General features: G+C 48.1%; 22 protein-coding genes. 15 read left to right on the top strand and 7 right to left on the bottom strand.

Annotated elements, in window-relative coordinates:
* Window positions 1-8 precede the first annotated feature (8 nt).
* From ACR9Y8_RS12520 to ACR9Y8_RS12500, 5 genes are all read right to left on the bottom strand, one after another.
* A complete protein-coding gene (locus ACR9Y8_RS12520; protein WP_481213587.1) occupies window positions 9-1010 on the bottom strand; it encodes a 5-oxoprolinase subunit C family protein in 1002 nt (333 codons plus the stop codon).
* Entirely contained in the window at window positions 1007-1717 is a 711-nt protein-coding gene (gene pxpB, locus ACR9Y8_RS12515) for a 5-oxoprolinase subunit PxpB (protein WP_481213586.1), read from the bottom strand. Before pxpB ends, ACR9Y8_RS12520 begins: the two co-directional genes overlap by 4 nt.
* Window positions 1701-2906 (bottom strand): PepSY-associated TM helix domain-containing protein, encoded by a 1206-nt coding sequence (locus ACR9Y8_RS12510; RefSeq protein ID WP_481213585.1) that lies wholly within the window; start codon window positions 2904-2906, stop codon window positions 1701-1703. Before ACR9Y8_RS12510 ends, pxpB begins: the two co-directional genes overlap by 17 nt.
* Window positions 2907-2908: 2 nt before the next feature.
* Window positions 2909-5431, bottom strand: coding sequence for a TonB-dependent receptor domain-containing protein (locus tag ACR9Y8_RS12505; RefSeq protein ID WP_481213584.1), 2523 nt, complete (start codon window positions 5429-5431; stop codon window positions 2909-2911).
* A gap of 332 nt (window positions 5432-5763) precedes the next feature.
* Window positions 5764-6363 (bottom strand): TetR/AcrR family transcriptional regulator, encoded by a 600-nt coding sequence (locus ACR9Y8_RS12500; protein ID WP_481213583.1) that lies wholly within the window; start codon window positions 6361-6363, stop codon window positions 5764-5766.
* A gap of 258 nt (window positions 6364-6621) precedes the next feature.
* On the opposite strand from ACR9Y8_RS12500, the gene ACR9Y8_RS12495 reads away from it, so the two are divergent.
* The 12 genes from ACR9Y8_RS12495 (at window position 6622) to ACR9Y8_RS12440 (ending at window position 19389) form a co-directional block, all read left to right on the top strand.
* A complete protein-coding gene (locus tag ACR9Y8_RS12495) occupies window positions 6622-7221 on the top strand; it encodes a TetR/AcrR family transcriptional regulator (protein ID WP_481213582.1) in 600 nt (199 codons plus the stop codon).
* 41 nt (window positions 7222-7262) lie between these two features.
* Window positions 7263-7838 carry a YceI family protein gene (locus ACR9Y8_RS12490; RefSeq protein ID WP_481213581.1) on the top strand — a complete coding sequence of 192 codons (576 nt, stop codon included), beginning with the start codon at window positions 7263-7265 and terminating at the stop codon, window positions 7836-7838.
* Between the two features lie 384 nt (window positions 7839-8222).
* Entirely contained in the window at window positions 8223-9413 is a 1191-nt protein-coding gene (gene spt, locus ACR9Y8_RS12485; RefSeq protein ID WP_481213580.1) for a serine palmitoyltransferase, read from the top strand.
* On the top strand, window positions 9410-10585 hold the full coding sequence (locus ACR9Y8_RS12480) for a hypothetical protein (protein ID WP_481213579.1): 1176 nt from the start codon (window positions 9410-9412) through the stop codon (window positions 10583-10585). The genes spt and ACR9Y8_RS12480 overlap by 4 nt, the downstream gene beginning before the upstream one ends.
* 57 nt (window positions 10586-10642) lie before the next feature.
* Window positions 10643-11632, top strand: a complete 990-nt coding sequence (locus ACR9Y8_RS12475; RefSeq protein ID WP_481213578.1) for an NAD-dependent epimerase/dehydratase family protein — start codon at window positions 10643-10645, stop codon at window positions 11630-11632.
* A gap of 105 nt (window positions 11633-11737) precedes the next feature.
* Window positions 11738-13063, top strand: a complete 1326-nt coding sequence (locus tag ACR9Y8_RS12470) for an inositol-3-phosphate synthase (protein WP_481213577.1) — start codon at window positions 11738-11740, stop codon at window positions 13061-13063.
* Window positions 13060-13518: a phosphatidylglycerophosphatase A family protein gene (locus ACR9Y8_RS12465; protein WP_481213576.1), complete on the top strand. Its 459-nt coding sequence runs from the start codon at window positions 13060-13062 to the stop codon at window positions 13516-13518. Before ACR9Y8_RS12470 ends, ACR9Y8_RS12465 begins: the two co-directional genes overlap by 4 nt.
* A 5-nt stretch (window positions 13519-13523) precedes the next feature.
* Entirely contained in the window at window positions 13524-13910 is a 387-nt protein-coding gene (locus tag ACR9Y8_RS12460; RefSeq protein WP_481213575.1) for a GtrA family protein, read from the top strand.
* Window positions 13907-16474 carry a DUF5686 and carboxypeptidase-like regulatory domain-containing protein gene (locus tag ACR9Y8_RS12455; protein ID WP_481213574.1) on the top strand — a complete coding sequence of 856 codons (2568 nt, stop codon included), beginning with the start codon at window positions 13907-13909 and terminating at the stop codon, window positions 16472-16474. Before ACR9Y8_RS12460 ends, ACR9Y8_RS12455 begins: the two co-directional genes overlap by 4 nt.
* A 61-nt stretch (window positions 16475-16535) precedes the next feature.
* Window positions 16536-17810: a DUF4833 domain-containing protein gene (locus ACR9Y8_RS12450; RefSeq protein WP_481213573.1), complete on the top strand. Its 1275-nt coding sequence runs from the start codon at window positions 16536-16538 to the stop codon at window positions 17808-17810.
* 8 nt (window positions 17811-17818) lie between these two features.
* The gene (locus ACR9Y8_RS12445; protein ID WP_481213572.1) at window positions 17819-18439 is read left to right on the top strand and encodes a sterol desaturase family protein; all 621 of its coding nucleotides are present in this window, start codon (window positions 17819-17821) and stop codon (window positions 18437-18439) included.
* Between the two features lie 2 nt (window positions 18440-18441).
* Complete coding sequence (locus ACR9Y8_RS12440) at window positions 18442-19389, top strand: phosphatase PAP2 family protein (RefSeq protein ID WP_481213571.1); 948 nt, start codon at window positions 18442-18444, stop codon at window positions 19387-19389.
* On the opposite strand, the gene ACR9Y8_RS12435 is transcribed toward ACR9Y8_RS12440, so the two are convergent.
* The gene (locus ACR9Y8_RS12435; protein ID WP_481213570.1) at window positions 19390-21207 is read right to left on the bottom strand and encodes a cytochrome c oxidase subunit I; all 1818 of its coding nucleotides are present in this window, start codon (window positions 21205-21207) and stop codon (window positions 19390-19392) included.
* Between the two features lie 77 nt (window positions 21208-21284).
* Window positions 21285-21773, bottom strand: coding sequence for a YbhB/YbcL family Raf kinase inhibitor-like protein (locus ACR9Y8_RS12430; RefSeq protein WP_481213569.1), 489 nt, complete (start codon window positions 21771-21773; stop codon window positions 21285-21287).
* 202 nt (window positions 21774-21975) lie between these two features.
* Here ACR9Y8_RS12430 and ACR9Y8_RS12425 point away from each other — a divergent pair, with 202 nt between their 5' ends.
* The 3 genes from ACR9Y8_RS12425 (at window position 21976) to ACR9Y8_RS12415 (ending at window position 24266) form a co-directional block, all read left to right on the top strand.
* Window positions 21976-22560: a TetR/AcrR family transcriptional regulator gene (locus tag ACR9Y8_RS12425; protein ID WP_481213568.1), complete on the top strand. Its 585-nt coding sequence runs from the start codon at window positions 21976-21978 to the stop codon at window positions 22558-22560.
* A gap of 53 nt (window positions 22561-22613) precedes the next feature.
* Window positions 22614-23504: an alpha/beta fold hydrolase gene (locus ACR9Y8_RS12420; protein ID WP_481213567.1), complete on the top strand. Its 891-nt coding sequence runs from the start codon at window positions 22614-22616 to the stop codon at window positions 23502-23504.
* A 219-nt stretch (window positions 23505-23723) separates the two neighbouring features.
* Window positions 23724-24266, top strand: coding sequence for a YciE/YciF ferroxidase family protein (locus tag ACR9Y8_RS12415; RefSeq protein WP_481213566.1), 543 nt, complete (start codon window positions 23724-23726; stop codon window positions 24264-24266).
* The last annotated feature ends 51 nt before the right edge of the window (window positions 24267-24317 follow it).

The following is a 24317-nucleotide window of genomic DNA, read 5'->3' as shown; positions in this document are numbered from 1 at the left end:
AGTTTAGGTCAATGTAAGCCATAGTGGGATAGCCATTCTTCCAACCGTAATTTACAGGCATTTTGGAGAAAGTGCAAACGCTGATCCTGCTGCCAGAGGAGTTCTTCTGCGGCTTCGGCGGGGATCATGAGGAAGCGGAGCTCGTCGCGGGGCTTTAACTGCGAAAGGGCCGGCTGATCGGCAGTGATCACGTGGGCCAGCCGCGGGTAGCCACCGGTGGTCTGATGGTCGGCCATCAGAACGATCAGGTGCCCGTTGGGCAACAGCTGTATGGTGCCCCTGGTTACGCCGGCGGAGATCTGTTCGCGGTATTCCGTCATTTTCAGGGAAGGGCCGCGGAGGCGGAAGCCCATCCGGTCGCTTTGCGGGCCTATATCAAATGTGGTGTTTGTTAATTGTTGCTGCGCATGTGCATCCAGTAATGCAAACCCGCTGCCTTCGGTAATATGGAACTGACCCGGCGGACCGTATAGCTCAGCCACGCCGGCTGTCCATGGCAATTCTACTACGTCCTGCCGCCCCAGTACTATAGTGTAGGAGGTGGCCGTGCAGAAGGGCAGTACATCATTCTTTTGCAGGGCCCTGCCCTTGAAACCACCGGCGCCGGCTTTAAGATGGGTACTATAGCTGTTCAGCCAGGGCTCAAGTGAAAGGCCATGACGGATGGCCAGGTAGCAGCAGGCGCCGCTAACGGGCCTGGTAAAACGTAGTACGGTCTGGCCGGATACCAGCAGCGGTTTATTGATGGGAATCGGCTGGTCATTGATCATGGCGCCCAGGTCTGCACCAGATAAGGCGATCATGGCATGTGTCTCAAACAGGAAGGCGGCAGCGGGAAAATGCAGTTCTATAACGGCTTCGCCGGGTGGATTACCCACCAGGCTGTTGGCTACCTGCATGGCTATACGGTCCATTACACCGCCGGGATTAATGCCCAGGTGCTGGTAACCGTGACGCCCGCCATCCTGCACCGTATCCAGCAGGCCAGGTTGCAATACGCGTATGCTCATGAATGTTGTTGCATTTGATAGAATGTTTCAAGTGTGATGGGCACAAACTGTACCTGGTCACCGGGCCTGCAATAACAGGGATCTTTGGCGGCGGGATCAAACAGGCGGATGGGTGTTTGCCCGATAATATTCCAGCCGCCGGGCGAAGCCAGCGGATAGATCCCGGTTTGTTCACTGGCAATGCCTACACTACCGGCCGGTACCTGTGTACGGGGCTGTTTAAGCCGCGGGCTGGCCAGCTGATCATCCACCTTGCCCATATAGGGAAAGCCCGGCAGAAAGCCAAGCATATATACCGTATAGGTTTGCGCGGTATGTAGGTTAATAAGCGCTGTTTCAGAGATCCCTTTTTGCTGCGCCATCGTTGTAAGGTCCGGCGCCAGGGTAGGGTGATAGCACACCGGGATCTGCAGGTTGCGCGATGCCGTCGTTACCGTATCTGTTGCCTGCTGCAGGGCGTTGGTAATAAAAGCGCTGATCCATGCCCTGGCGGGGCGTTTTATCTTTTGCCGGATACCTGCCGCATCATAGAGAACGGCAAGGGAGGCATAAGCGGGGATCAGATCTGTGATGTAGGAAAGCTTTAATGACTGCAGGTAATGAAAAGCTTTCATTACCTGTTCATGGATGTTGGGGTCTATCCGTTGTTCCCATTCGATCATGACGGCGTTATCGCCCAGTGGAGTTATGCTAAAAGTTGTGTTCATGATATCCCTGCAGGGAAGATACGGAATCTTTCCGGACCGGGATGGATTGTACTGCAGGAGTTTTATTGTCTTTGGCGGCTGGTTTCTTTTTCTTTTTGCGGTTTAGCCAGATGTAAAAACCGGTTACAGGCAGGGAGGCGGCAACCAGGGCGGCTATCAGGGCAAGCAATTTGGTGGGCCAGCCCAGGAGGCTGCCGGTGTGGATGGGGTATACCAGCCTTCTTACTTTCATGCCGCGGCTCTCGTTTTCGTAGAGGCGGGCCTGTACCAGGCTGCCGGTGCCCGGCTCGAAGTACAAGGTGCTGGCGATATTATCGATGGCGGCATCATCGTTACGCTTGATAACGGTGATGGCCTGGTTTTTCTTTTCTGCGAAGTTTTTCTTTTCGGCAAAACGGATCCTTACCGGCCCGGTATAATGAAGGATGCTGTCTGTGCTGTGCATAATGCGGCTCAGGTAGGCGGTAGGGGCTGTGTTCACAACAGGTGTCTGTGGCGCTGTCATCTTCTTCATGGGTTTCCCGTCGAAAGCATAGAAGATAAGATTGTTTGCCCACTGGTAGGCCCAGGTAAGGCCCGTAAGCGCTGTAAGGAAAATGATGATATGCACGTAAAAACCCAGTACAGCATGGAGGTCCCAGTTGAGCCTTTTCCAGGAAGCGTCCCACTTTACACGCATACGTTGTTTGCGGGAGTTGCGTTTGGGCCACCACAACACAATGCCGGTGATGACCATGATAAGGAAGATGGAGCAGGAGACGCCCGTAATAGCCTTCCCGGTGGTCCCCATGCAGAGGTAGCGGTGAAGGTTGAGCACTACTGCAAAGAAACGGCCCTCTTCATCAACCGCCTTGATGATCTGCCCGGTGTACTGGTTAACGGCAACAGACAAGGCGTCTTTTTTGCCTTTATTGATATTGAAGATGATGCTGCGGTTGGCGACAGGTTCGATGATGATCTCACGTAATTTATACTCCTTGTAGCGGGTAAGTACGGTATTGGAGAGCGTTTCCAGGGGGACGGCCTTTGCGCCTGCCGGAACCTCCACATAGCTGAAGGTCGGGCTGAGCCGGGGCTCCAGTTCTCTTTCAAACACCAGGATAGAGCCGGTGAGCGCTACTGTGAGCACTACCAGACCGGAACCGATCCCTAACCATAAATGCAGCCAGCCGATGATCTTCTTCATCATGATCAAAAAGTATAAGATACGGTGGCTTGCCAGTTACGGGGCGCACCCGGGAAGAGGCGAAGATAATCATATCCGCCCACCCAATAAATTTTGTTCGTCAGGTTATTCATGTTAAACTGTACCTGCACCCTGTTCACTTTGTAATACAGTGCTGCGTTCAGCAGGGCATAGCCGGGAAGCGTTTGTGTTTTGCTTAAGCTGACGTTCCTTTCTGTAACGAAGTTGCCGCCGGCGCCGATGCCGAAGCCTTTAACCGCGCCGGAAGGAATGGTGTATTTGGTCCAGATGCTGCCCTGGTTTTTGGGAGCATTGGGTTTTTGCTGACCCACCAGGTCAAGGTCTGTTTTGCCCGCAGATGTAATCACTGCATCGTTGTAGGCATAGGTTACAACCACATCCCAGTTGGGCATGATGCGGCCGGTAACATCCAGTTCCACGCCTTTGGCTTCTTCTTCTCCGATCTGTATTTGCAGATCGGGGTTGCCGGGGGCAGATGCATTATACAGCGTACCTTTCTGACGGATGCGGTATACCGCCACGTTAGCCGTTAACCTGCCGCTGAGCCATTCTGTTTTCAGACCACCTTCTATCAGGTTGCTGGTAATAGGATCGAAGGGACCTCCTGCCAGGGGATTGGCCTGTGTGGCAGCGTCCTGTGGATTGTAACCTTCGGTATACACGCCATACACATTGATGTTCTTGTTGATAGTGTATACGGCGCCTATACGAGGCAGCAGCTTGTGCTGGCGTACGTTTTTTGTACTATCAGTTTTATAGTACAGCTTGTTGGTAAAGGTTTCATACCGTAATCCGGCTAAGAGCTGTACCGGGCCCAGTTTCACCTGGTCCTGTATGTAAAAGCCGCTCAGACCAGAGAAGACAGGCAGGGTAGCGGAATTTACAGCAGTGACGAAAGTGTATTTGGATATATCTTCCAGCTGGTTGTTTCTCAGGATCAGATCGTACGAGGAAACGTTAGGTTTGGGGATATTGATTGTGTCTAAGGGATTCCCTTTCTTATCCCTTATAACATAATTGTAGTATACATATTTGCCGGGGTTTTTGGGTGAATTAACCGAATCGTAGGGTACAGCATTACCTCCGCTCCTGGCCTGGTAGTTATTAGCAGTTTGCTGTGAAGAGCCGGGAGGCAATACGTCCTGTGCATAGTCATAGCCAACCAGTAGTTTATGCGATACTTTTCCAGTGTGCATATCATAAGTGAAATAAGCGGATGCGTTGTCAACAAACTCTTTTGATTTGCGGATAAACACCTGCCTTGCCACGAGGTTGGGAATAGGATGCCCTAATGAGTCTACCGCGTAGAGGTTAGAGCTTCTATGCTCCAGCAGGTCCTGTGAATAACCGGTACGCAGGTATGACAGGTTAAATGCCAGTTTGCTGGAAAACTCATGCGTTAAGGAGGTCATCACGGTATAGGTTTCCTCGTTGAGGTAGTCATTTACCGCGGCCAGCGACAAGGATATTGGCGTAGTATAAAGGGCCTTTTGATCCGTACCGGCGAATACGGATTGTCCGCGGTCCAGCCGGCTGTTGGATTTGTTATATACCGCATCAAAGTTCAGCCTTGTCTTGGGCGTAGGCAGGAAGGAGATAGACGGCGCTATTACCAGGTTCTTGTCAAACTGCAGGTCGCGGAAGGACTGTGCATTTTCATAACCCAGATTGAGACGGTACAGGATGGTCTTTTCATCATTCAGCGGGCCGGTAAAGTCGGCAAGGCCGCGGGTGGTGTTGAAGCTGCCGGTGGTAAAGCTCAGCGACTTACGGGATTCAGCGAGCGGTTTTTTGGTTACCCTGTTCACCGTGCCGCCGGGAGAGGCATTGCCGAAGAGGGCAGAGGCAGGGCCTTTGATCACTTCCACTCTTTCAAGGTAGTTGACCATGGGTTGTTTCCAGAAACCGGAGAAGGTACGCATGCCATTGAGCAGCTGGGTTGTGCTGCCACCGTTGATGCGGAAGCCGCGGATGGTAAGGTCATCGTAGAAGGTGAACTGGTTCACACCACTGAAGTTCTTTACCACGTCGCCTACACGTACGGCAGATTGGTCCTGCATCAGCTCTTTGGTAACGTATGAAATGGCCTGCGGCACCTCCCGTAAAGGGGTAGCCGTTTTAGAGCCTATGAAGGAGTTGGTGTTCTTATAGCCTGATTCTTTACGGCCCGTGATCTCTACGGTCTGTAACTGTTCTGTAGATGGGACCATTACCACATCTACCACGCGGGTTTCGCCATTGGCGAGGGTGATGGTTTTCTGGTCGGCTTCAAAACCGGTATGAGAAAAGCGGATGATATATTTGCCTGCCGGCAGGCCGGTAAAGATGAATTCACCGCTGGTATCGGTAGCGGTGCTGTGTTGTTTGTTGGCGAGTTGAATACTTACTTTCTGCAGAGGCGAATTGTTGATGTCCCTTACTGTTCCCCTGATTGTTTGTCCCAAAGCGTTGATAGACAATAAAATAAATGCTGCGGTCAAAGCCTGTCTGCTCGTAAAAATTGACATGGTACTCGAAGTGTGCTTGTTTTGATGGCGCAAAGGAACGGTGAGATATTAGTTGTTAGTACTCCAATCGGGAAATTCTTTTGCGCAAAAGGGAAAAACCTTAAATGATACTATTTTAACAAAATGCTTCGGAGCAACGATATTGCAAGGAGAACACAAGGAGAAGACAAGGAGAACACAAGGAGAAACCAGTTAAAATAATACAAAAGCCGGAACAGGACTATTCCGGCTTGTTGCCTAAACCTACAACTGTTACACTGTTGTAACAGCAATTATATACTGTGAAAAATTAGAATATTATCGTTTTTTGGTCGATTATCAGTTAAAAAAATTCAGGATTTCCGGATGCCGTTCATAAGAACAGAGATTAAAAAGTCCATCTTTTCGCCGATCTCATCCAGCTTTTTATCCATGATAAGGGCCGCTTCCACTCCCCGTTGCGCATTGGCCAGCAGGAAGGCCAGGATATCCAGTTCCTGTTGGTCATAGTTAGGGAATTCCCCGGTAATGACCCCGTATTGGAGAATGCTTTTCAGAATTTCGGTTTCCGTGCAGTCGTAGTTTCTGCGGATGCTGATTTCCAGTTCGTTACAGGCTTTTAAATCACTTACCACCACCTGGTAGAGGGTGGTCATCCTTTTGATCTCCCGCATCTTGCTGCGGGTAAAGGCTTCCAGCTTTTTAACAGCGCTGTCTTCCTTGCTTACTGCTTCCTGGATGTTCCGGAAGATGATGTTCTTCTCCTTACGGATCACTGCGTCAAAGATCTCTTCTTTGTTTTTATAGTAGTAATAGAGCGTGCTTTTCCCTTTCCCTACAGCTTTGGCAATATCTTCCATCGTAGTTTTCTGTAAACCATAGTGCCGGAAAAGCTTCGCCGCTTCATCCAGTATATCGGATTTGATCACCTCGTCTTTGGCCAGTGTTGTCATTGTAGGTTTGAAGTCAGTCTGCTCAAAACTAGAGAGAAAAAGTGACAAGGCCCAATTTTTTCCGGACTTTCGGACTAAAATGCTTGAATAGTCGAAAACACCATTTGCCTGTTCCTTTCCGAATTCATGTGAAGTTAATATGGAAATATTTGTTGAAACAAATAATTCCAACTACATTTGCTAACAGTGTTAGGTTTTCTAAGAGGTGTTTGGATCAGTGCATGCAACCAACATACATATTAACAGATTTTTATAACAGTGGGAATAACAGAACGTAAACAACGGCAGCGGGAGGAAGTGAGGGCCGGGATACTGGAAGCGGCCTGGAAGCTCGTCAACGAAGAGGGCTGGCACGCGCTTTCTATCCGGAAGATAGCGGACGCGATAGAATACAGCGTTCCGGTTGTTTATGACCATTTTGAGAACAAGGACGCGATTATAGCAGAGTTCAATAAAAAAGGGTTTGAGCTGCTGGGTAATGAACTGAAAGATGTGAAAGCACAATATAAGGAGCCGGAGGAGCAGCTGGAGGCGATTGGAACGGGTTACTGGGACTTTGCATTTCAGAACAAACAATACTACCAGCTGATGTTCAGCCTGGGAGTGCCTACCTGTGAAAGCGCCCGCAAGATACCGGAGGTAAGCGCCTGTATGGATGTGATCCAGTGTACTATCCGCCAGATCATCGAAAAATACAGGAACGTGCTGGCAGACCCTTATTTAAAATTCCATGCGTTTCTGTCCATGATTCACGGACTGGTATCCATTAACATGATAGGCCCGGCCAATAAGGAAGACCTTAACCGCCTGGTATTGAAAGACCTGATAACGGGCTTTATCAAAGGATGCACCGCATGAGCCATTTAGTCATTAAAAACCAAAAATAAAAAACATCAACAATGAAAAAGACCGCCTTACTCTTTGCAGTATGCTCTGTTTTATCCCTGGCAGGTTTTGCACAGTCTACCTGGTCACTGGATCCTGCACACTCTAAATTAGGTTTTACCGTAACACACATGATGATCTCTGATGTGGACGGCCAGTTTTCAAAATTTGACGCCAAGATCACTTCTTCCAAAGACGATTTCAGCGATGCAGTAGTAGAACTGACTGCAGACGTGAACAGCGTGAACACCGACAACGAAAAACGCGATGGTCACCTGAAGAGTGAAGATTTCTTTGATGCAGCCAAATACAACACCATCACTTTCAAAAGCAAATCTTTCCAGAAAGTAGGTGAGAACAAGTACAAAGTAGCTGGCGACCTGACCCTGCATGGCGTTACCAAGCCCGTTACCCTGGATGCTACCCTGAGGGGCACCGCCGTGAACCCAATGAACAAGAAAACAGTAGCCGGCTTTAAAGTAACAGGTGCTATCAAACGTGCAGATTTCTCCTTCGGAACCAAGTTCCCGAACGCGATGCTGAGCGATGAAGTGACCATTACTGCCAATACGGAGTTCATAAAAGGTTGATTTTCAGCTTAAAATGCAATGTGAATAACTACTACAACGAATTACACTATTGTGTAACAACAATTTGTGTAATTCGTTTTTATTTTTGTGATTATTTTTATCCGCGATTCAGCCAAGAAAACATTTCTTTATTCGGATAATTATTAATATATATGTACCCGGATCGGGGCTTGTCAAAATAATTAAAAAAAATATTTAACCTATTGAAAATGAGCTATATCCCTATGATAAAAGCAATCCGGGCACAAAATTTTTTGTTAAGAAATGTTTAAGAATTGTATTTTTGGACATTAAAACTTTTTCGGTCGAACAGACTGGAAGTCTTTACGGCAAGCGATAAAGCATAATACGCGTACGATTTTCACAGCATAAGCATAAAAATTAATGTACAAGAGGCTACCTGTAAAAGAGGCAGTTATTGCCAAGGAAAAAGGTATATATCCATATTTTCGGCCGATATCATCTGCGCAAGACACAGAGGTGATAATTGATGGGAAAAGGGTGCTCATGTTTGGGTCCAACTCCTATCTGGGGCTTACTAATCACCCCAAGATCAAGGAGGCGGCAAAGCAGGCAATTGACACCTATGGAACAGGCTGCGCCGGTTCCAGGTTCCTGAACGGCACGCTGGATCTTCACATCGAGTTGGAGGACAGGCTGGCGCGCTATGTTGGCAAGGAGAAGGCGATCCTGTTCAGCACGGGGTTCCAGGCCAACCTGGGCGCACTGTCGTGTTTGACCGGTCGTAACGATTATATCATCCTGGATGAGTATGATCATGCTTCTATTCTTGACGGCAGCCGCTTATCCTACTCCAAGGTGATTAAGTACCGCCACAACAATATGGAAGATCTGGAAGCTAAGCTGAAAGGCCTGCCGCCTGAAGTGAACAAACTGATCGTAGTAGACGGTGTGTTCAGCATGGAAGGTGACCTGGCCCGCCTGCCCGAGATCGTGGATATTGCAGAGAAGTACAACACCGGTATCATGGTAGATGATGCGCATGGTCTGGGTGTAGTAGGTGATAAAGGCGCCGGTACGGCTTCCCATTTCGGCCTGACCGAAAAGGTAGACGTGATCATGGGCACCTTCAGTAAATCATTTGCTTCCCTGGGTGGCTTCCTTGCCAGCGATGCGGATACCATCGAATACCTGAAGCACAGCGCACGTTCTTTGATCTTCAGCGCAAGCATGACACCGGCTTCTGTAGCCAGTGTAATGGCAGCCCTCGAGATCATCGAAACAGAACCTGAGCATATCGAGAAGCTGTGGGCAAATACCAATTATGCCAAAGGCCTGCTGACCGAAGCCGGTTTTGAACTCGGCCCCACTGCATCCCCGATCATCCCGGTGTTTGTAAGAGACCATGAAAAGACCTTCGCGATAGCAAAACTGCTGCAGGACAATGGGTTGTTTGTAAACCCTGTAGTGCCCCCTGCTGTTCCTGCTGAAGCTACCATGCTGCGATTCTCCCTGATGGCTACACATACCTTCGAACAGATTGAAGAAGCCGTAGAAAAGATGCAGCGTGCATTCAGAAAACTGAACATCATCACAATAAAAGAAAAAATATGATGGAGGCAACGCCGGTGCAGCAGCGCAAGGCGCTCACGCCAGAAGAGATGGTGGAGGTAAAACCGGTGCAGTCACGGAAGGAGATGGGGCAGTTCATTGACTTCCCGCATGACCTTTACAAGGACGATCCCTGTTATGTACCTGAGCTATTTATAGCACAACGCGATCTGCTTACACCCGGTAAGCATCCTTTTCATAAACATTCTACACTACAGCTTTTCCTGGCCTGGAGAAAAGGTAAGATAGTAGGCCGGATAGCTGCTATCCAGAACAACAGTCATAATTCGTTTAATAACGCGCAGGACGGTTTCTTTGGTTTCTTTGACAGCATTAACGACCAGGTAGTGGCCGACGCTTTATTCAGCACGGCAGAAACCTGGCTCAAACAGAAGGGCGCCAAAACCATGATAGGGCCGGTGAACTTCTCTACCAATGAAACCTGCGCCTTGCTGATCGAAGGCTTTGATACGCCTCCGATGGCGATGATGACCTATAACAAGCCTTATTACCTGGACCTCATCACACAAGCAGGTTTTGTGAAGAAGGTGGATACCTTTGCCCACAAGATCACATCGGATACCGTGAGCGATAAGCCGCGGAAAATGATGGAGCTGCTGCGTAAACGCCTCGAGCAGCGTAATATCACTATCCGGAAGATCAACATGAAAAGGTTCAAGGAAGATGCTGATAAGATCCGGGAAGTATATAACGCTGCCTGGGATAAGAACCTTGGATTTGTGCCGATGAACAACGAGGAGTTTGATTATACAGCCAAGGACCTGAAGATGATCGTGGATCCCGATTTTGTGCTGCTGGCAGAGCATGAGGGCAAAGTGATCGGCATTACCATCTGCATACCTGATATTAACCAGATACTGATCAATGTAAAAAGAGGCAGGTTACTGCCTACCGGTATTTTCAAACTGCTCTTTGGCAAGAAGAAGATCAATGCGCTCAGGATCATGGTGCTGGGTGTGCTGGAAGAATACCGGAAGCTGGGTATCGAAGCCGTTTTTTACGGTACGGTAATGGAGAACGGCCTGAAAAAAGGCATAAAATGGGGCGAAGCAAGCTGGGTGCTGGAAACCAATGAGATGATGAACAAAGGGATCGAGAACAGCGTGAATGGAAAAGTATACAAGAAGTACAGGATATTCGAAAAGGCGATTTGAACGTTAGATGATGGCTATCCAGGCGTCAAACGTTCAACCCCTGACAAATAATTGAAAGTGAAACAAAAAGTTCTTATCACAGGCGCCAGTGGGTTTGTGGGGTTTCATCTGATCGAGGCGGCATTGAAAGCAGGGCTGGAAGTACATGCAGCCGTAAGGGCATCCAGCCGTATCGATCATTTGCAGGGATACCAGGTGCATTATGTTTCCCCGGATTTTAGCAATGCAGCTTCCATCAGGGAAGTATTGGAAGATAAACAGTATGATTATGTGATACATGCGGCCGGTATCACGAAAGCTTTTTCAGATGATGAATACAATGCGGTAAACGCCGGGTATACTAAAGAGCTGGCGATGGCCGTTAAAAGTGCAAACGCCCCGCTGAAAAAATTTGTTTTTATCAGCAGTCTGGCGGCATTAGGGCCCATCGCCTACGACGCGCAGGCTCCCATCTTTGAAAACAGCGACCCAAAGCCGGTTACAGGATACGGAAGAAGTAAACTACTAGCCGAACAATATTTACAGCAGATCGAAGGGCTTCCGCTGATCACACTCCGCCCTACTGCTGTTTACGGTCCCCGCGATAAGGACATTTTCATTATGTTCAAACTGATCAGCCGCGGATTTGAACCATATATCGGCAGAAAGCAGCAACGCTTCAGCTTTCTGTACGTGAAAGACCTGGCAAAAGCCACCATAGAAGCGCTTACATCGCCTAGTACAGGCACCTACAACTTGTCAGACGGAAATGTGTATGACCGCTATGCCCTTGCAGACATTGCAAAACGATTGCTGGGCAAGCACACCTGGAAAGTGCATATTCCTTTCGGAATTGTGCAGGTAATAGCCAGCACGCTGGAGAAAATGCCTTCCAGGGGTAAAACGGCGCCCGCGCTCAACAGAGAAAAACTGAATGAGCTTACTGCGCCGAACTGGTACTGTAGCATTGAAAAAAGCAGGACAGAACTGCATTTTTCACCGGACTATGACCTTGAAAAAGGTTTGGCCGAAACACTGCAATGGTACAGAGAGAACAAATGGTTATAGCAACAACATCTAAAAAAAGACAAGCACCCGTATGGATCTTTACTTACAGAAGGTTTGTAAGCGCAAGTTCCGTCCGGTAATTAAAAACAAACAAATGTTAATCGGATGAAACAACAAGTTCAGGAAGCAAAGGGTAAACTGGGTATCCTCATACCCGGGCTCGGCGCTGTAGCAACTACCGTAATAGCCGGTGTGGAGGCCGTAAAAAAAGGCCTGGCCCAACCAACCGGCTCCCTTACCCAAACAGGCAGTATCCGCCTTGGAAAAAGAACCGAGAACAGAAGCCCCAAAATCAAGGATTTTGTACCCCTCACAGATTTAAATGACATAGTATTTGGCGGCTGGGATGTGTATGAAGACAATGTGTACGAAGCTGCCGTAAAGGCAGGCGTGCTGGATCCCTACCTGCTAAAAGCCATTCAGCCGGAGCTCGAAGCCCTGGTTCCCATGAAAGCGGCTTTTGATAAGAACTATGTGAAGAACCTGGATGGTACCAACATCAAGGAATACGATACCAAATACAACCTGGCCCTCGCTGTAATGAAGGATATCGAGACCTTCAAGGCAAAGCACCACTGCGACCGTATCGTAATGGTATGGTGCGGCTCTACCGAGATCTTTCATGAGGCATCCGATGTGCATGACAGTCTGGCAAGCTTTGAGCAGGGCCTGAAAGATAATGACAGCCGTATTGCTCCCAGCATGATCTACGCCTATGCGGCCCTCAAACTGGGCGTACCCTACTGCAATGGCGCGCCCAATCTGACAGTAGATATTCCGGCCCTGGTAGAACTGTCAAGAGAAACAGAAACGCCCATCGGCGGAAAGGACTTCAAAACCGGACAAACGCTCATGAAGACCATTCTGGCACCAGGTTTGCATGCAAGGGCCCTCGGTGTACAAGGGTGGTTCTCTACCAACATCTTAGGTAACCGCGACGGATGGGTTCTGGACGATCCGGATAATTTCAAGACGAAAGAAGTATCCAAACTAGGGGTATTAGAGGATATTTTCCGTCCTGATCTTAACCCGGAGCTGTATGGTGACCTGTACCACAAGATCAGGATCAACTATTATCCGCCCCGTGGGGATAATAAGGAGAGCTGGGATAACATCGACATTTTCGGTTGGCTGGGCTATCCGATGCAGATCAAGATCAATTTCCTATGCCGTGATTCTATCCTGGCAGCGCCCATTGTGCTTGACCTGGCATTGTTCGTAGACCTGGCCAAAAGGGCCGGTATGTCTGGCATACAGGAATGGTTGTCTTTCTACTTCAAATCGCCGCAAACTGCGCCTGGTTTGAGACCGGAACACGATATTTTCAAACAGCTGATCAAACTCGAGAATACCCTGCGCCATATGATGGGTGAAGACCTGATCACCCACTTAGGCCTGGATTATTACGAGGACACCGTAGAACAATCATGATCAGATTTCATCAGTTGATCTCTACCGGCCTGGGTATAGGGTACATTGGCAAAGGAGCGGGAACGGTAGCTGCGGTGGTAACAGCATTTGCCTGGTACATGCTCCAGGCTGGAGAGATCTCCAATATTTCCATGCAATGGGGGATCACCCTCCTGATCGTGGTGCTGGGCACCTGGAGTGCCGGTAAAGTAGAAAAGAATTGGGGAAAGGACAATCAGAAAGTAGTGATAGACGAAGTGGCGGGCATGTGCATTAGCCTGCTGATGCTGCCACCAAGTTTACCATATATAGCGGCAGGACTAGTGCTGTTCCGCTTTTTTGATATCGCTAAACCGTTGTATATCCGGAAAGCAGAGCACCTGCCAGGTGGCTGGGGTGTAATGCTGGATGATATAGTGGCAGGGCTGTATGCTAACCTGCTTTTACAGATCGTATTCCGGTCTAAACTGTTTTAGAATAAATGGCGACCTTTATAAAAGCGACCTTTATCAAAGCGCAGGCCGCCTCTTTGGCTGCCACATGTTTCGACTTTTTGACCACAATCGTTTTGGTGAATGTATTCGGGTGGTGGTATCTGGCAGGTAGTATTACGGGAACTATTGCCGGCGGTTTGCTCAATTTTATGATCGGCAGGCTGTGGGCATTCGATGCCGCAGAAGGAAAGATCGAGTGGCAGTTTATTAAATATGTGCTGGTATGGACTGGCAACCTCCTGCTGAATGCAGCGGGGGTATTCATTATCACGCAATACATAGGGCTTACTTATGTGATATCCAAGGTAATTACATCAGTTGTGGTAGGCATAGGATATAATTATGTGTTGCAAAAGAAATTTGTTTTCAGATGAAGAAGCGTATGGATCATAGCTTGGAAAAGATAAGCCTGATCTTTTTATTTTTATTAACTGTTTGCTCGGTAAGATTAGCCGCGCAAACCACTACTGTTAGCGGTACCATCACAGACGCAAAGCAGAAGGCCCCTATGCCCTTTGTAAACGTATTTATTCCGGGTACCAACATTGGTACGCAAACGGATGTAAACGGAAAATTCAGCCTTCAGTTCACCGGTGTCCGCGACAGCCTGCATTTTGCCAGCCTGGGTTACAAGACCTTCAGGATGAAGATCAATAATGGCACCACCCAGGTGATCAATGTAAGGCTGGAAACTACTTCCCGCATGCTGGGTGAAGTAGTGGTGAAGAGCGGCAAGCGCGAACGCTACCGTAATAAGGATAATCCCGCGGTGGAGCTGATCCGCCTGGTGATCGACAACAGGGACAAGAACCGTATCGAGCATTACAATTACACACAGTATAACCAGTACGAAAAACTGGAGTTTGCGCTGAGTAACAGCCTCGACAAGATCCAAAAGAACCGCTTCCTCAAGAAGTATAAGTTCATATTCGATAACAGGGACACTACCAAGGTAGAAGGCAAGGCATTGCTGCCTATTTACCTGGAGGAGATCTCTTCCGACGTGTACTACCGCAAAGACCCTGAGAAAAAGAAAGAGATCGTAAAGGGCGAGAAAAAAGTAAGCTTCGAGGATTATATTGACAGCCAGGGGCTGAGCCAGTACCTGAACCACATCTACCAGGACTTTGACATCTATGACAACAACCTGATGTTGTTCACCAACCAGTTCCTGAGCCCCATCGCCAATGCGGGACCTACTTTTTATAAATACTTTATTACGGACACCATTGTGAACGAGGAAGGTACCAAACTGGTGGAAATGGAGTTTGTGCCAAGGAACCAGACAGACCTCCTGTTGCAGGGTAAATTATACGTAACGCTGGATGGGAACTATGCGATCCGGAAAGCGGACATGACCGGTAATAAACGCCAGAACATTAACTGGGTAAAAGATTTCCGTGCTATCCAGGAATTCGATAAGGCGCCTGATGGCAGGTTCTTTACCAGCAAGAAAACCTTACTGGCAGACTTTACCCTCTTTGCCAACAGTAAAGGCGGTGTTTACGGAGAACGCACCGTATCTGTCAAAGACTTCCAGATCAACAAGCAGCTGCCCGACGATTTCTATAAAGGCCCTGCCCAGGTAAAACCGGATAGTGTAACCCAGGTGCCGGAGTCTTTCTGGGTAGAGAACCGGCACGACACGCTGAGCGGTCCGGAGTCAAAAGTATATGCCAATATCGACAGCCTGCAGCACATGCGCTCTTTCAGGCGTACCATGGATATCATTACCCTCTTACTGGCAGGTTACAAGCAGTTTGGGCCTATCGAAGTTGGACCGGTGAACACCTTTTACAGCTTTAATCCTGTAGAAGGCTTCCGTTTGCGCCTGGGTGGCCGTACCACTCCAAGGTTCAACAAGAGCATTTACCTGGAATCTTACGGCGCTTACGGTTTTAAGGATAAAAAGTGGAAATACTACTTCGGAGGTACCTATTCCTTCACCCACCGTTCTATCTGGGAATTCCCGGTTCGCTCATTGTCTGCCAACTATCAGCACGACATGAAGATCCCGGGCCAGGAACTGCAATTTGTGCAGGAGGATAACTTCCTCTTGTCCTTCAAGCGGGGTAATAACGACAAGTGGTTATATAACGATATTTATAACATTACTTACCTGCACGAGCTGCTGAATCACACGTCTTTCCGGCTGGGCTTTAAGAACTGGCGGCAGCAGCCGGCCGGCAGCCTGGCTTATATCAAGGCGCCAACAACGACAGACAGCGTTCACCGGATCACTACTACGGAGTTTTCTTTGCAGTTCAGGTGGGCGCCGCACGAACAATTCTACTCCGGTAAAAATTTCAGGGTGCCTATCCCCAACAAATACCCGATCGTTTCGTTAACAGGAACCGTTGGGGCGAAAGGCCTGTTCGGAGGACAATACAACTACCAGAACCTGCAGCTGAACATCTATAAAATGATGTACCTGTCGCCTATCGGCTACAGCGAAGTGGTGCTGGAAGGCGGTTATACCTTCGGTAAGGTGCCGTTCCCGCTGCTAACCATCCACCATGCGAACCAAACCTACGCTTACCAGCTGGAGTCTTATAACCTGATGAACTTCCTGGAATTTGTGAGCGATCACTACGCCAGCCTGAACATAGACCACCACTTTAACGGCTTTATCTTTAACAAGATACCGCTCATGAAGCGGCTGAAGCTGCGTGAGGTGGCTGCCGTGAAGGTACTGGTAGGCGGCGTGCGCAGCGAGAACAGGCCGGAGAATAATCCTTCCCTGTTCAAATTCCCGGTGGATAAGAACGGTATAGCGTCCACCTATACCCTTAGCGAAGGGCCTTACGTAGAAGGCAGCGTGGGTATTGCCAATATATTCAGATTAGTGAGGGTGGACCTCGTAAAGCGGTTTACCTACCTGGATCATCCTGATATTTCCAGCTGGGGTATAAGAACCCGTGTACGATTTGATTTTTAGAACGCATATATTATCAGGATATTTGTGTAATTAATGATGATCAACTTTATGCGTATTATGTATGAAAAAGAGCACTTTCAGAGATAAACTACAGCAGGGCATCTATGTGATCATAAACCCTTTGGTAAAGGGACTGATAAAGATAGGCCTTACTCCTAACGCTGTGACAACCATTGGTTTGATCCTGAATATCGGAGTGGCAGCCATATTTATCATTGGAGCAGAGAAGAGCAACAGGGGCGAACTGGGCTATGTAGGCTGGGCAGGCGCCCTGATCCTGTTTGCCGGGTTATTTGATATGCTGGACGGACAGGTGGCGCGGCTGGGCAAGATGAGCTCCAAATTCGGCGCCTTATACGATTCCGTACTGGACCGTTACAGCGAGCTGGTGCTGTTCCTGGGCATCTGTTACTACCTAGTGGCGCACCATTATTTCTTAAGCTCATTATTTGCGTTTATAGCCATGATCGGTTCCATGATGGTAAGCTATACCAGGGCCCGTGCGGAAGGATTAGGTATTGAGTGCAAAGGCGGGCTGATGCAAAGGCCCGAGCGGGTAGTGCTGATAGCCCTGTCTGCCATTGGTTGTGGGGTAGCCGGCCATTATATAGGAGGCGATTATAAACTGTTTATTCCCGGAATACCCTTTCATGTGTTCGAAACCATGTCTATCTTTACGATCCCAATCACTATTCTGGCAATTATGAGCAATATTACCGCTATCAACCGCCTGAGGGATGCAAAAAGGTCAATGGAGCAACAGCAGGAAGAGCGTAAAAGCAAACCGGCCGGCAAACAGCTGATTGCCTGGATAGGTTTGTTTATGATCCTGTTTACAGGGACATCTGCTCTCGCGGGCGGCCCGGAAAGACCTAAATTCCCTGTTCCCAGCGGCATTCCCAATATGCTGTTCTACCTGCAGCGTACGCCCAACTCTAATACCATCGTATATGATCTCAATGTAGACAAGGATGGTAAACTGGATGTGGATGAGCCGGTGAACGTATACTGGATTCGCTATACGGAAGGTGGTGTAAAAAAAGGACTAAACTTTATACAACGTAAATTTGCGTACGGAATAAAGGTGAAAAAGCTGTCGGATGAAAAATATGAGATCAAATCCGTGGCATATGACAAACATCCTATGTACCTGATGAAATCCGATAAAGGCAAATACCAGATCTTCACCAAGATAGGGGATACCATGGCAGCCCTCAGCAGCATCTGGATCCAGATTGAAGGAGGCTCTTTTTGGGTGCCCAATGTGGTGTACATTGAGATGAAGGGGGTTGACCCCGCTACAGGTGCAGAAAAACTGGAGCGTTTTAAACCATAATAGAAGATATGCCTAAGAATTATATATCCAATTCAAGTGAATCAACCAGGATGTTCAAAAATGGCTTCCTGGAGAGCTTATCTAAGGTGCACTTTTCAGTACCGCTGATCATCTATGTACCCGTTGTTCTTTACTTTTCCTGGAAAGGACTGTTCCAGATGGAAATGGGAATACTGCCATTTATTGGCTGTTACGTTGGCGGCCTGTTTTTATGGTCGTTGACAGAATATGTGTTGCATCGTTTTGTATTTCATTATGTGCCTAAATCCAAATGGGGATTAAGGATCCATTTTATATTCCATGGCGTGCATCATGATTACCCGAAAGACAGGCTGCGCCTGGTAATGCCGCCATCAGTGAGCATCCCGCTGGCTTTTGGCTTTTATTTTCTTTTTGCCGCATTCATCGATCCTCCTTATTTGTATGGGGTGTTTCCGGGGTTTGTAACCGGGTATTTGTTCTATGATATCATCCACTATGCTATACATCATGTTAATATCAATAGTGGTATCTGGCTGAAGATCAAAAAGCACCACATGCTGCACCACTACCAGGATGCCGATAAGGGATACGGTGTAAGCTCTTCGTTCTGGGATAAGATCTTCAGATCGGATTTTATAAAGAAATGATGATGGACACGCTCTCAACGGTAACTGGCACAACTCCTTTCTATAGTCGTAAAACAATACTGCTCACCAGCCTGATCAGCGTAGGTTACCTGCTGCTGTCGGCATTGCTGGTGGGTTTTAAAACAGATCAGCTGGTACTGGTGGGACTGTTCAACGCCCTGTTCTATATTACCCGCGGCACGCGCAAGTTCATCATAGGTTTTTCCATTTTCATTGTTTACTGGATCCTGTATGATTATATGAAGGCCTTCCCGAACTATGAGTTTGCGGATGTACATATCGCCAGCATCTATCATGCAGAAAAGAGTATGTTCGGCATTAGCTCTCAGGGGGTATTGTTAACGCCTAATGAATACTGGCGCCTGCACAGTACCACCTTCCTGGACGTGCTGTGCGGTTTCTTTTATCTCTGCTGGATACCGCTGCCACTGGTGTTTGCGGTATACCTGTTCTACAGCAACAGGATGCAGTTCTTTCACTTTATGCTCATTTTCCTGTTGGTGAACCTGATCGGTTTTGTGATCTATTACATCTACCCCGCTGCTCCGCCCTGGTATGTGCAGCTGCATGGTTTTGAGCTGCAGCCCCATACACCGGGCAATACGGCTGGCCTGATCAGGTTTGACCAGTTCTTCCAGGTAAGTATCTTCCAGGGCCTGTATGCCAAAGGCTCCAATGTATTTGCTGCAATGCCTTCGCTGCACTCCGCCTATCCGCTGATCGTGCTGGTGTTTGCCTTGCGGACCAGGAGCATCTTCTTCAAGGTACTGGCGGCTATTGTAACGCCGGGTATCTGGTTTGCGGCAGTATACACCAGCCACCATTATATCCTGGATGTGCTGGCGGGTATTTTATGTGCCGCAGCAGGCATCCTGCTCTATGAGAAAGTGTTATGCAGGAGGTACTTCTTCCTGGGTTTTCTTCAGTATCTATACAGGCACGCTTCCTGATCATTTGTTTTCTTCTGCCGTTACGGGCGCTGTTTGCGGCAGGAAATCCGCATTTCCCTTGTTGTAATCATAGGCCCAGCGATGCACTTCCGGCACTTCGCCCGGCCAGTTGCCATGCCCCGGATGAATGGGTGTGGTCCATTCCAGCGTGGTGGCATTCCATGGATTTGGATTGGTAAGCTTTCTTCCCTTGAACAGGCTGTAAAAGAAATTGAACACAAACAGCAGCTGTGTAAGGAACACAATGATGGTCACAAAGCTGATAAAGTGGTTAAGATCCGCAAACTGCTTGAAAGACTCCCAGTTACTGAAATCATAATAGCGCCTGGGCACTCCCGCCAGGCCCATATAGTGCATCGGCCAGAAGATCAGGTAGGCGCCTATCAGCGTGATCCAGAAATGAATGTAGCCCATGGTATTATTCAGGAAACGACCATACATCTTGGGAAACCAGTGGTAAATACCTGCAAACATTCCCAGGATGGCAGACACGCCCATCACTAAGTGAAAGTGTGCAATAACGAAATAAGTATCGTGCACATGAATATCTATTGCAGAGTTTCCGAGCCATATACCGGTTAAGCCTCCTGAAATAAAAGTGCTCACAAACCCTATACTGAAAAGGGCTGCCGGTGTAAAATGTATATTACCACGCCAGATGGTGGCCAGCCAGTTAAATACTTTAATGGCAGACGGAACGGCTATCAACAGTGTGAGCAGCACAAAGAATGATCCCAGGAAAGGGTTCAAGCCACTTACAAACATGTGATGTGCCCATACCAGGAAGGAAAGGGTGGCAATGGCGAACAGCGAGCCCACCATGGCCAGGTAGCCAAAAATAGGTTTGCGCGCATTAACGGCCAATACTTCAGACACAATGCCCATCGCCGGTAAGATCACAATATACACCTCCGGATGCCCCAGGAACCAGAACAGGTGCTGATAGAGCACCGCACTGCCGCCCTGGTTAGACAAGGCCTTGCCTGCCACGAAAAGATCACTCAGGTAAAAACTGGTGCCGGCATGGCGGTCCATCAGCAACAGGATAAAGCCTGAGAGCAACACGGGGAATGATAGCACACCCAGCACCGCTGTAAAGAAAAAGGCCCACATGGTAAGCGGCATGCGGCTCAGGCTCATCCCCTTTGTGCGCATATTGAGGATGGTAGTGATGTAATTCAGGCCCCCTAATAGCTGAGATACTACAAACAGGGCCATGCTGGCCAGCCATAGGTCCATGCCGATCTTTGAGCCGATGGATGCATCTCCCAGGGCGCTCAGCGGCGGGTAGGAGGTCCATCCACCCGAAGCAGGCCCGGTTTGAACAAACAGAGAGCTCATCATCACGATGCTGGCCAGGAAAAAGAACCAGTAGCTCAGCATGTTCATAAAGGGCGAGGCCATATCACGCGCGCCCACCTGCAAAGGAATGAGTAAATTAGAGAAGGTACCGCTCAGACCGGCGGTGAGCACAAAGAATATCAGGATGGTACCGTGCATGGTTACCATCGCATAATAAGCTTCCGGTGTAATACGCCCACCCTTTGCCCAATGACCCAGTACGGTTTCCAGCCAGGGAAAAGTTTGTTCGCCATAACCGAGCTGTAACCGGAAAATAACAGAAAAAGCGGCGCCGATGATCGCCCATATCATACCGGTGATCAGGAATTGTTTGGCGATCATTTTATGATCCATACTGAAAACATACTTCGAAAAGAAGTTTTCCTTTGGGTGATGGTCGTGTCCGTTGCCGTGCCCGTTTGTGGTGGTGGTGTGCGCGGCTTGGTCCAGCGTTTGCTTAGGGGTGGGCTCAGTCATAGCAGGTTCCGTTTAACGATGGAAACAATGAGAGTGAACGGTGAAGCACTTCGTCTTCACCGCTCACTATTTATGGTTCAGCTGGTTTTTTTTTCATATACTCCTAACAAGGTGCCTTCTCCCAGCACATGATCTTTCATTGCCTTTTCTACGGCTTTTTTGTCTGAACCGGGAGGCAGGTCCAACATGCTATCCAATGCATAGATATTAAATAAATAACGATGAGAGCCGGAGGGCGGACAGGGCCCCATATAGCTGTTTTTTCCGGCGCTGTTGCTGCCCTGAACACCAGGGGCGGTATTTTCTTCTATCAGTCCTACCGGGCGTATGTTCCATACCACCCAATGATCAAAGGTGGCCCCCGGTGCATCCGGATCTTCAACGATCAGTACCAGCGATTTGGCGCCTTCCGGTATATCCCTGATCGCAAGCGGTGGGTTTATATTCTGTCCCTGGCAGGTATACCTTGCCGGGATAGCCTCTTTATCCTTAAACGCAGGACTCGAAACATTCAGGCTGGCAATATGGGCTGCTATGGCCATGACGGTCATTATTAAGTAACTCATAATAAGCGCATTGAATCAGAACGTAGGAATTGCCGCAAAAACTACGCCCATATTAGATTCCCACTCGACAATGCCCAGCACAGTCCGGATGAGCGTGTATAGTTATCCACATAGCATGGGTAAAAGAAGGTGCTGCCCACAGTCAAAAATGATTTTGTACTATTGAGTACAGTATATATCTTTGTCGGGTAAACCTTTAATCATGGCAGGCAGGCCCAAAATATTTGATAAAAAAGAAGTGGTAGATAAAGCGGCAGATCTTTTCTGGAGCAAGGGCTATGAAGCAGCTTCTACCGACGAGCTGCTGGCTGCTATGGGGATTGGTAAAGGCAGTTTTTACCTGGCATTTCCCGAAGGGAAAAGAGAGCTGTTTGAAAATGCCCTTGAACAGTTCAACAACGGTTCACTGGCACGTTTACAGGCCGCGCTGGCAAAGACAGACAGGCCCGCCGAGCAGGTAAGAAAGTTTTTCCGGGAAATTGCAATGGCCCCGAAAGAGGAGCATGGAAAAGGCTGTTTTATGGGCAATACAGTAGCAGAGTTGTCTAATGTGGACAACCAGCTTAAGCTGAAAGCAGTAAAGCGCTTAAAGCAGCTGGAGCAGCTCTTCTATGATGCTGTTAAAACCGCCCAGGGAAGTGGGGAACTGAAGACAAAAGAGGATCCTGCCGTCATTGCCCGATACCTGCTCACAATGTGGAATGGATTGAATATTACCCGCAGAATGTATGCAGACCCTAAAGTATTAAGTGGACTGATCGAATTTCAACTGAAAATACTGCAATAATTTTTTTTAACTTATTTTGTACTATATGGTACATAATAACAAACTGATGTAACATGAAAAACATTATTCCTGATCACACGTATGGCGTAACATTTAAAACGGTGAATGTGCAGGGGCTGGATATCTTCTACCGTGAAGCAGGACCGGCCAATGCCCCGGTAATCCTGTTCCTGCATGGATTTCCCTCTTCCTCCCATATGTACCGGGATATTCTTCAGGAGCTTTCATCCTCCCATCATGTAATAGCGCCGGACTATCCGGGCTTTGGCTTAAGCAGCCGTCCATCTCCGGCGTCCTTCCAATATTCCTTTGAGAACATTGCAGCAGTGATGGAACAATTTATAGACAAGCTCGGCCTGCAGGCTTTTACCTTATATATGCAGGATTACGGCGGCCCTATAGGTTTCAGGATCATCAGTAAAAGACCGGAGCTGGTACAGGCGCTGATCATACAGAACGCTAATGCCTATGCAGAGGGTATTGGGCCTTACGTGCAGGAACTGGGTCGCTTATACGAAGCAGGAGATGAAAAGGCAATAGATGAGGCTATTTATCATAAGCTTTCCCTGGAAGGTATTAAGGAAGAGCACCTGCATGCCGTAGCCTATCCCGAAAGAGTAAGCCCGGATGCCTACCTGTCTGATCATTATTTCATGGAAAGGCCGGGTGTTAAAGCAATACAGTATACACTTTTTAAAAACTACGGTACTAACTTTCCCTTGTACCCGGAGTGGCAGCAGTATTTGAAAACACATCAGCCACCAGCCCTCATCGTATGGGGCAAAAGGGATCAGATCTTCACTGCGCCCGGAGCAGAAGCCTATACACGTGATCTGAAGAATACGGAACTGCACCTGCTGGATGGAGGCCACTTTGTGCTGGAAGAGCATCATACAGCAGTGGCTGAATTAATAAAAGATTTTTTACAACGACAGTTAAAATAATGTGCAGGTATCTCCACATTATTACATGAAATGCAACACTCATTGCTGCAGCTGCGCCTGCATCCCGGCAATGATATTAAGGAGCAGGACCGATATTATTGATTGATTTTGTGAGTATAATAGCCTGTTGTTAAAGATCCCTTCAGTAGCATGGCATGGTTATGTATTGTGTTTAAGCAGCGTTAGAAAGGATATTATTGAAAGATAAAAACTATTTTTATGGCAAATACAAATGCTAACCAGGCCGCTACTGCTGCGGATTCCAAGCTACAGGAATTTTTTGAGGATCAGCTACAGGATATTTACTGGGCAGAGAAAAAGTTGGTGAAAACCTTGCCGAAAATGCAGGAAGCTGCTACCGGCAATGAGCTGAAAAATGCCATTAGTAATCACCTGGAACAGACAAGGACGCATGTAACAAGACTGGAAGATATATTTGGAATAATCGGAAAGGAAGCGAAGTCGAAAAAATGTCAGGCCATGGCGGGTATTGTTGATGAAGGAGAAGACATAATAGATGAAACCGATGATGCATCCGCCCAGCGGGACGTTGGACTGATCTTTGCAGCACAGAAAGCGGAACATTATGAGATCGCCACTTATGGCGGATTACGCCAGCTGGCCCTTACATTAGGGTATGAACAGGTGGCAAATATATTAGGACAAACACTGGGTGAAGAAAAAGAAGCTGATGCCCTGCTTACGCAAATTGCCGAGAATAATGTGAACAAAGAGGCGAGGAGGGAACCGCAATCGGCATAATCAGGGAGCATGCTGAGTGTAGAATGCAGAGATGCAGAACGCCTGACAGTA

It is taken from the genome of Chitinophaga sp. SVR4-12A (genome assembly GCF_056754765.1).
This window is presented reverse-complemented; position numbering and strand designations above follow the sequence as displayed.